Below are 6,420 nucleotides of genomic sequence, written 5' to 3' on the forward strand. Positions count from 1 at the left end.
CTGCGAAATCGACGCCACGCGCGTGTGCATCGTAGGCGCGAGTTTCGGGGGGTATTCGGCCCTTGCGGGCGCGGCGCTGCACCCCGACGCCTATCGATGCGCAGCCTCGATCGCCGGCATTGGCGACCTGGGGTTGTTTCTCTCGGAGGAAGCGCGCCTGTACGGCCGGGCCAGCGCCGGCTTTGAAGATCTCCGCAGTCAACTCGGCGCTAGCGACGGCGACAAGATCCTCGCGATGTCGCCGGCTCGCCACGTGGCGGCGATCAAGGCGCCGATCCTGCTGATACACGGCGACAAGGACACGGTCGTTCTACCAAGCCAGTCGCAGCTGATGGCCGATCGACTCAAGGCGGCGGGGAAGCCCCACGAGCTGGTGATCCTGGCCGACGAGAACCACTACCTCACCAGGACCGCCACCCGTATCCAGACACTGGAAGCCCTCGAACGGTTCCTGGCGAAGAACCTGCCGGTGAATTGACGTCAGCCCTTGGTATACGCGTATGAATCACTACATCACGCGTATACCCATAGGAGACTGCCGGTGCCCCTGCTGCTCTGCCCGAACTGCAACACCTCCATGCAGAACGTGAACCGTTCCGGCGTGGACATCGACATGTGCCCCAGCTGTCGGGGTGTGTGGCTGGATCGCGGCGAGCTGGAAAAGCTGCTCGAAGGCCAGCGCGAGGAGCGCAGCGGCCAGCAGCACGACCGGCAGCGGTTCGAGCGCGAGGTCTCGGACTTCCATCGTGACCCGGACGACTGGAAACGCCGCCACCCCTACGACCAGAAGCACGGCGGCCACCGCTACGATGACGACTACCACTACCGGAAGAAGAAGAAGCGCTTCGACATCTTCGACATCTTCGACTGACCGACCTGAGGGCCGGCAGGCGTCCGGTTTTGATCTGCGTCAAAGATGACGCCTGCGTCACTTTTATGATCTCCCGAAGCCCGCAAGAGGCGGGGCAAGGGAGATCGCGATGCTGCAGGTGCAAGAGGTCAAGGGACCGCCGTCCGAGGTCCAGTACTTCGACGATGACGAACTCGCCCATCGCCTGACCGACCACGACGTCGAGGTGATCCGCGAGATATTCCGCACGCCGCTCACCGGCTCTTACAATTGGGACTATGAGGCTGCCAACAGCCGGATTCGCCGGTTGTACGAGCTGGGCAAGCGGTTCAACTGGAACTCTGAACTCGATGTCGACTGGACCCTGAAGGCCGAGCCGCGCCAGCTGTCGGACGGCGAGGGGCCGGAGGGGTTCAAGGACCACCCGAAGTGGAAGGCGCTTTCGCCGGAACAGCGCGCGGACTTCATGCGCCGCACGTCGGCCCAGACGTTGTCTCAGTTCCTGCACGGGGAGCAGGGCGCCCTCATGGTCGCCTCTCAGCTGGTCAGCTGCGCGCCGACGCACGACGCCAAGCTCTATGCCGCCTCTCAGACCTTCGACGAGGCGCGCCATGTGGAGGTGTTCCATCGCTACCTGATGGAGCGGTGCCACATGATCTATCCGATCAACCCCAACCTGAAGTTCCTGCTCGACAAGGTGCTCACCGACGAGCGCTGGGACCTGAAGTTCATCGGCATGCAGATCCTCATCGAGGGCCTGGCGCTGGCGGCGTTCCAGACGATCCACGAGACCACCCCCGACCCGTTGCTCAAGCAGGTCGTGGGCTTGGTGATGCGTGACGAGGGCCGGCACGTGGCGTTCGGCGTGAACTATCTGGAAGACTGGATCCGGGCCCTGCCTCAAGAGCAAATCGAGGAGCGCGCGCAGTTCGCCTACGAGGCCTGCGTCGTGATGAAGAACCGTCTGATCTCCACCAACGTCGCCGAAGAGTTCGGCTTCACCCGCGAGGAGGCGCTTGAGATCAACGCCAGGAGCCAGGGCGGACAGGCCTTCCGCAAGTTCCTGTTCGAGCGGATGATCCCCAACCTGAAGCGGGTGGGCCTGCTGACCGAGGCCATCCGGCCGAAGTTCGAGGAGCTGGGCGTCCTCGAGTTCGAGAACCTGCAGCACGACGGCGCCATCGACTGGGCCGTCCTCGAGGCTCCGCTGGAAATGAAGGCGCGCATCGCGGCCTGATCAGAACGGAGCTCTCAGCTCGCGCCGGGAGTCGTTGCCGGTCATGCGGCCCAGGTCGTCGGTGGAGGCGCCCATGCCCTTGTTCGGGTCGCCGGGCCGCTCGATGGCCCCGGCGTTGCGGCCCGTGCTGGAGGCGCCGCTACCCGCCGGCGCGGCCGAGCGCTTGTAGCCGTAGTCCTGCTCCTTTCGGCGCGCGGCGGCCTCGAGCTCGGCGGCCTTCTCGCGGGAGACGCCCAGGCCCAGCACCGGCGCGCTCCCGCCCGCGGCGCCGAAGCGGTCGAGACAGCCCTCGCGCTCGTCGCGCGTCAGCTTGGGATCGTCGCAGTTGAGCCGCGAACGCAGCGCATTGCGCGCATTCGCCGCGAAAGCGTCTTCCTGGCTGGGCAGGGTCAGCACCCGGGGCCCCGGTGTGGGCGCCGTGCGCTCCTGCGTCGGCTTGGCCGTCTCGACGGGCGCAACCAGAGGCGCGATCGGCGGCGCCTTGTCGGCGAAGGGCTGCGGGCGGCGATGCAAGCGGATGGGCGTGGGCTTGGCCCCCGGCGCGGCGTTGGCCGGCGGCGCGCGCGGCAGGATCAACACGGGGATCACCGCTTCGGGCGGGCCGGCGTCCTCGAGCGGCGCGCGTAGCCGAGGCGCGTGCAGCGCCACGGCGGCCAGCAGCACGGCGTGAACGGCCACCGAGGCCGCCACGATCGCGTACTTCCGGCTCGGACGCGCCGCCGGCATCGCTTCTCCCTGTTCCCCAAGGCGCTGCCGCGGGGACAGCGCTTCCTATAAACCCGCTGACCCGCCATCTGGATGGCAGGCCAGCTGCCACGCGGCCCGGCGGCGCGTCGGAGCTGAGCCTTAGGGAAGGGGCCGCGGCGAGGCGAATTCATGGCCATGTCGCAACCGGCCGCACGGCCGCGCACGAGATTGACGCGCCGGCCCTTCCCGACTATGTAGCGCGCTCTTTCGAGGCCGGGGGATTCTTCCCAGCTCCGATGAGCCGCTCCCGTCGGAACGCCCGCAATGGCGATCCGGCGATTGTTCGCGTTTCGTCGGTCGGTTTCGAAGCCGAAGAACCACAACGATCCAACCGAGGCGCCCCGGCCAAACGGCACACGCCTCCACGAAGCGAGAATAGATGCCGACAGTCAACCAGCTCATCCGCAAGCCCCGGCAGAACAAGCCGGCGCGGAACAAGGTCCCGGCCCTGAAGGGTTGCCCGCAGCGCCGCGGCGTGTGCACCCGGGTCTACACCACGACCCCGAAGAAGCCGAACTCGGCTCTGCGTAAGGTCGCCAAGGTGCGCCTGACGACCGGCATCGAAGCTGTGTGCTACATCCCCGGCGAAGGCCACAACCTGCAGGAACACTCGGTGGTCCTGATCCGTGGCGGCCGCGTGAAGGACTTGCCCGGCGTCCGTTATCACATCCTGCGCGGCGTGCTCGACACGCAAGGCGTCAAGGATCGTCGCCAGCGCCGTTCGCTCTACGGCGCCAAGCGTCCGAAGTAAGGAATTCAGAGATGTCCCGTCGCCGTCGCGCAGACAAACGAGTCGTCCTTCCCGATCCGAAGTTCGGGGATCTCGTCGTCACCAAGTTCATGAACTACGTGATGTACGAAGGTAAGAAGGCCGTGGCCGAAACCATCGTCTATGGCGCTTTCGATATTCTCGAAGCCCGCCGTAAGGACCTGGCCCCGCTGGACACTTTCCACACCGCCCTGGAAAACGTGGCTCCGGCCATCGAAGTGCGCAGCCGCCGGGTCGGCGGCGCCACCTACCAGGTGCCGGTCGAAGTTCGCCCCGAGCGCCGCAAGGCGCTGGCCATCCGCTGGCTGATCAGCGCGGCGCGCAAGCGTGGCGAGAACACCATGACGGAAAAGCTGGCCGGCGAACTGCTGGACGCCTCGTCCAACCGTGGTTCTGCCGTCAAGAAGCGTGAAGACACGCACAAGATGGCCGAAGCCAACCGGGCGTTCTCGCACTACCGCTGGTAAGCCCAACCACCAAGTGAGCTTTCCGGCGCGGGCGGTTTGAGATAAACCGCCCGCGCCGTTCGTTCAGCCGCTTCCGAACAGCCCCTTTTCGCAAGGCATCCGCTATGCCCCGCACGCATAAAATCGAAGACTACCGCAACTTCGGCATCATGGCGCACATCGACGCCGGTAAGACCACGACGACCGAGCGGATCCTCTACTACACCGGCAAGTCCCATAAGATCGGCGAAGTCCACGACGGCGCCGCCACCATGGACTGGATGGAGCAGGAGCAGGAGCGCGGCATCACGATCACGTCGGCCGCGACGACCGCCATCTGGAATGGCAAGCGCCTGAACATCATCGACACCCCCGGGCACGTCGATTTCACCATCGAGGTCGAACGCTCGCTGCGCGTGCTCGACGGCGCCGTGGCGGTGCTGGACGGCAACCAGGGCGTGGAGCCCCAGACCGAAACCGTGTGGCGTCAGGCCGACCGGTACAACGTTCCGCGGATCGTGTTCGTCAACAAGATGGACAAGATCGGCGCCGACTTCCAGATGTGCCTCAAGACCATCCGCGAGCGGCTGGGCGTGAAGGCCGTGCCGATCCAGCTGCCCATCGGCGCTGAATCCAGCCTGAAGGGCGTCGTCGACCTGGTTCGCATGAAGGCGGTGGTCTGGGACTCGGAAGGTCTCGGCGCCAACTACCACGACGAAGAGATCCCGGCCGACATGAAGGCGGACGCCGAAGAGGCCCGCAACTACATGATCGAGAATGCCGTCGAGCTCGATGACGACGCCATGGAAGCCTATCTGTCGGGCGAGGAGCCCTCGGAAGAGGTGATCAAGAAGTGCCTCCGCAAGGCGGTGCTGACCGGCGCGTTCTATCCGATCCTCGCGGGCTCGGCCTTCAAGAACAAGGGCGTGCAGCCGCTGCTAGACGCCGTGGTCGACTACCTGCCCTCGCCGGTGGACATCCCGCCGACGCCGGGCCTGGACTACAAGACCGAAGAGCCCGTGGTCCGTAAGGCTTCGGACGACGAGCCGCTGTCGATCCTGGCGTTCAAGATCATGGACGACCCCTTCGTGGGCTCGCTCACCTTCTGCCGCATCTACTCGGGCAAGCTCGAGACCGGCATGGGCCTGCTGAACTCGACGCGCGACAAGCGCGAGCGTGTCGGCCGCATGCTGCTGATGCACTCGAACAACCGGGAAGACATCAAGGAAGCCCACGCCGGTGACATCGTCGCGCTGGCCGGCCTCAAGGACACCCGCACGGGCGACACGCTGTGCGACCCGACGAAGTCGCCGGTCATCCTCGAGAAGATGAACTTCCCCGAGCCGGTGATCGAGATCGCCATCGAGCCGAAGTCGAAGGCCGACCAGGAAAAGCTGGGCGTCGCCCTGGCGAAGATGGTCGCCGAGGACCCGTCCTTCACCGTCCACACCGACCAGGAGTCGGGCCAGACGATCATGAAGGGCATGGGCGAGCTTCACCTCGACATCAAGGTCGACATCCTGAAGCGGACCTACAAGGTCGAAGCCAACATCGGCGCGCCGCAGGTGGCCTATCGCGAGAGCCTGGGTAAGTCGACGGACATCGACTACACGCACAAGAAGCAGACCGGCGGCACGGGCCAGTTCGCGCGCGTGAAGATCAAGTTCGAGCCGGGCGAGCCTGGATCGGGCTTCGTGTTCGAGAACACCACGGTCGGCGGCTCGGTGCCGAAGGAATACGTGCCCGGCGTGCAGAAGGGCCTGGAGTCGGCCAAGGAAAACGGCCTTCTGGCCGGCTTCCCGCTGATCGACTTCAAGGCGACGCTGTACGACGGCGGCTTCCACGACGTGGACTCCTCGGTCCTGGCCTTCGAAATCGCCGCCCGCGCGGCTTTCAAGGAGCTCCGTGAAAAGGGCGCCCCGAAGCTGCTCGAGCCGATCATGAAGGTCGAGGTTCTGACCCCCGACGAGTACATGGGCGACGTCATCGGCGACCTGAACTCGCGGCGTGGCCAGATCCAGGGCACCGAGACCCGCGGCAACGCGCAGGTGGTCACGGCCTTCGTGCCGCTGGCCAACATGTTCGGCTACATCAATACCCTGCGGTCGTTCTCCCAAGGGCGCGCGCAGTTCACGATGCAATACGACCACTACGACCCGGTGCCGCAAGTCGTCGCCGACGAAGTGATCAAGAAGTACGCCTAATCCCAACCCTAGTTTAGAGGACAAGCCCGGACAGGGCTGGAGCTTGAAATGGCCAAAGAGAAGTTCGAACGTAACAAGCCGCACTGCAACATCGGCACGATTGGTCACGTTGACCATGGGAAGACGACGCTGACGGCGGCGATCACGATGACGCTGGCGAAGGCGGG

8 protein-coding genes are annotated in these 6,420 nt (G+C 65.4%); 7 read left to right on the plus strand and 1 reads right to left on the minus strand.

The genetic code is table 11. The features are described 5' to 3' along the window. The 3 genes from EPN98_RS07090 to EPN98_RS07100 form a co-directional block, all read left to right on the plus strand. Nucleotides 1-478 (plus strand): prolyl oligopeptidase family serine peptidase (locus tag EPN98_RS07090; protein ID WP_293361946.1); only part of this gene is annotated, 478 nt, incomplete at its 5' end. A gap of 63 nt (nt 479-541) precedes the next feature. Then, entirely contained in the window at nt 542-871 is a 330-nt protein-coding gene (locus tag EPN98_RS07095) for a zf-TFIIB domain-containing protein (RefSeq protein WP_293361948.1), read from the plus strand. A gap of 109 nt (nt 872-980) precedes the next feature. Continuing rightward, nucleotides 981-2,087, plus strand: a complete 1,107-nt coding sequence (locus EPN98_RS07100; RefSeq protein WP_293361950.1) for a ferritin-like domain-containing protein — start codon at nt 981-983, stop codon at nt 2,085-2,087. On the opposite strand, the gene EPN98_RS07105 is transcribed toward EPN98_RS07100, so the two are convergent. After that, nucleotides 2,088-2,813 carry a hypothetical protein gene (locus tag EPN98_RS07105; RefSeq protein WP_293361951.1) on the minus strand — a complete coding sequence of 242 codons (726 nt, stop codon included), beginning with the start codon at nt 2,811-2,813 and terminating at the stop codon, nt 2,088-2,090. 400 nt (nt 2,814-3,213) lie between these two features. Between EPN98_RS07105 and rpsL the strand changes: the two genes are divergently transcribed. The 4 genes from rpsL to EPN98_RS07125 all read left to right on the plus strand — a co-directional run. Beyond that, complete coding sequence (gene rpsL / locus EPN98_RS07110) at nt 3,214-3,585, plus strand: 30S ribosomal protein S12 (RefSeq protein ID WP_068877582.1); 372 nt, start codon at nt 3,214-3,216, stop codon at nt 3,583-3,585. Between the two features lie 11 nt (nt 3,586-3,596). Continuing rightward, nucleotides 3,597-4,070 (plus strand): 30S ribosomal protein S7, encoded by a 474-nt coding sequence (gene rpsG, locus EPN98_RS07115; protein ID WP_293361953.1) that lies wholly within the window; start codon nt 3,597-3,599, stop codon nt 4,068-4,070. Between the two features lie 104 nt (nt 4,071-4,174). Continuing rightward, entirely contained in the window at nt 4,175-6,253 is a 2,079-nt protein-coding gene (fusA, locus tag EPN98_RS07120) for an elongation factor G (RefSeq protein WP_293361955.1), read from the plus strand. Nucleotides 6,254-6,301: 48 nt separating this feature from the next. Next, nucleotides 6,302-6,420 (plus strand): GTP-binding protein (locus EPN98_RS07125; protein ID WP_293345763.1); only part of this gene is annotated, 119 nt, incomplete at its 3' end.

The organism is Phenylobacterium sp. (genome assembly GCF_004299445.1).
Lineage (GTDB): Bacteria > Pseudomonadota > Alphaproteobacteria > Caulobacterales > Caulobacteraceae > Phenylobacterium.

Excerpts from the sequence above, each read along its gene's own strand:
- rpsL (WP_068877582.1), top strand. The coding sequence starts at position 3,214 with ATGCCGACAGTCAACCAGCTCATCCGCAAGCCCCGGCAGAACAAGCCG.
- fusA (WP_293361955.1), top strand. The coding sequence starts at position 4,175 with ATGCCCCGCACGCATAAAATCGAAGACTACCGCAACTTCGGCATCATG.
- EPN98_RS07105 (WP_293361951.1), bottom strand. The coding sequence starts at position 2,813 with ATGCCGGCGGCGCGTCCGAGCCGGAAGTACGCGATCGTGGCGGCCTCG.
- rpsG (WP_293361953.1), top strand. The coding sequence starts at position 3,597 with ATGTCCCGTCGCCGTCGCGCAGACAAACGAGTCGTCCTTCCCGATCCG.
- EPN98_RS07100 (WP_293361950.1), top strand. The coding sequence starts at position 981 with ATGCTGCAGGTGCAAGAGGTCAAGGGACCGCCGTCCGAGGTCCAGTAC.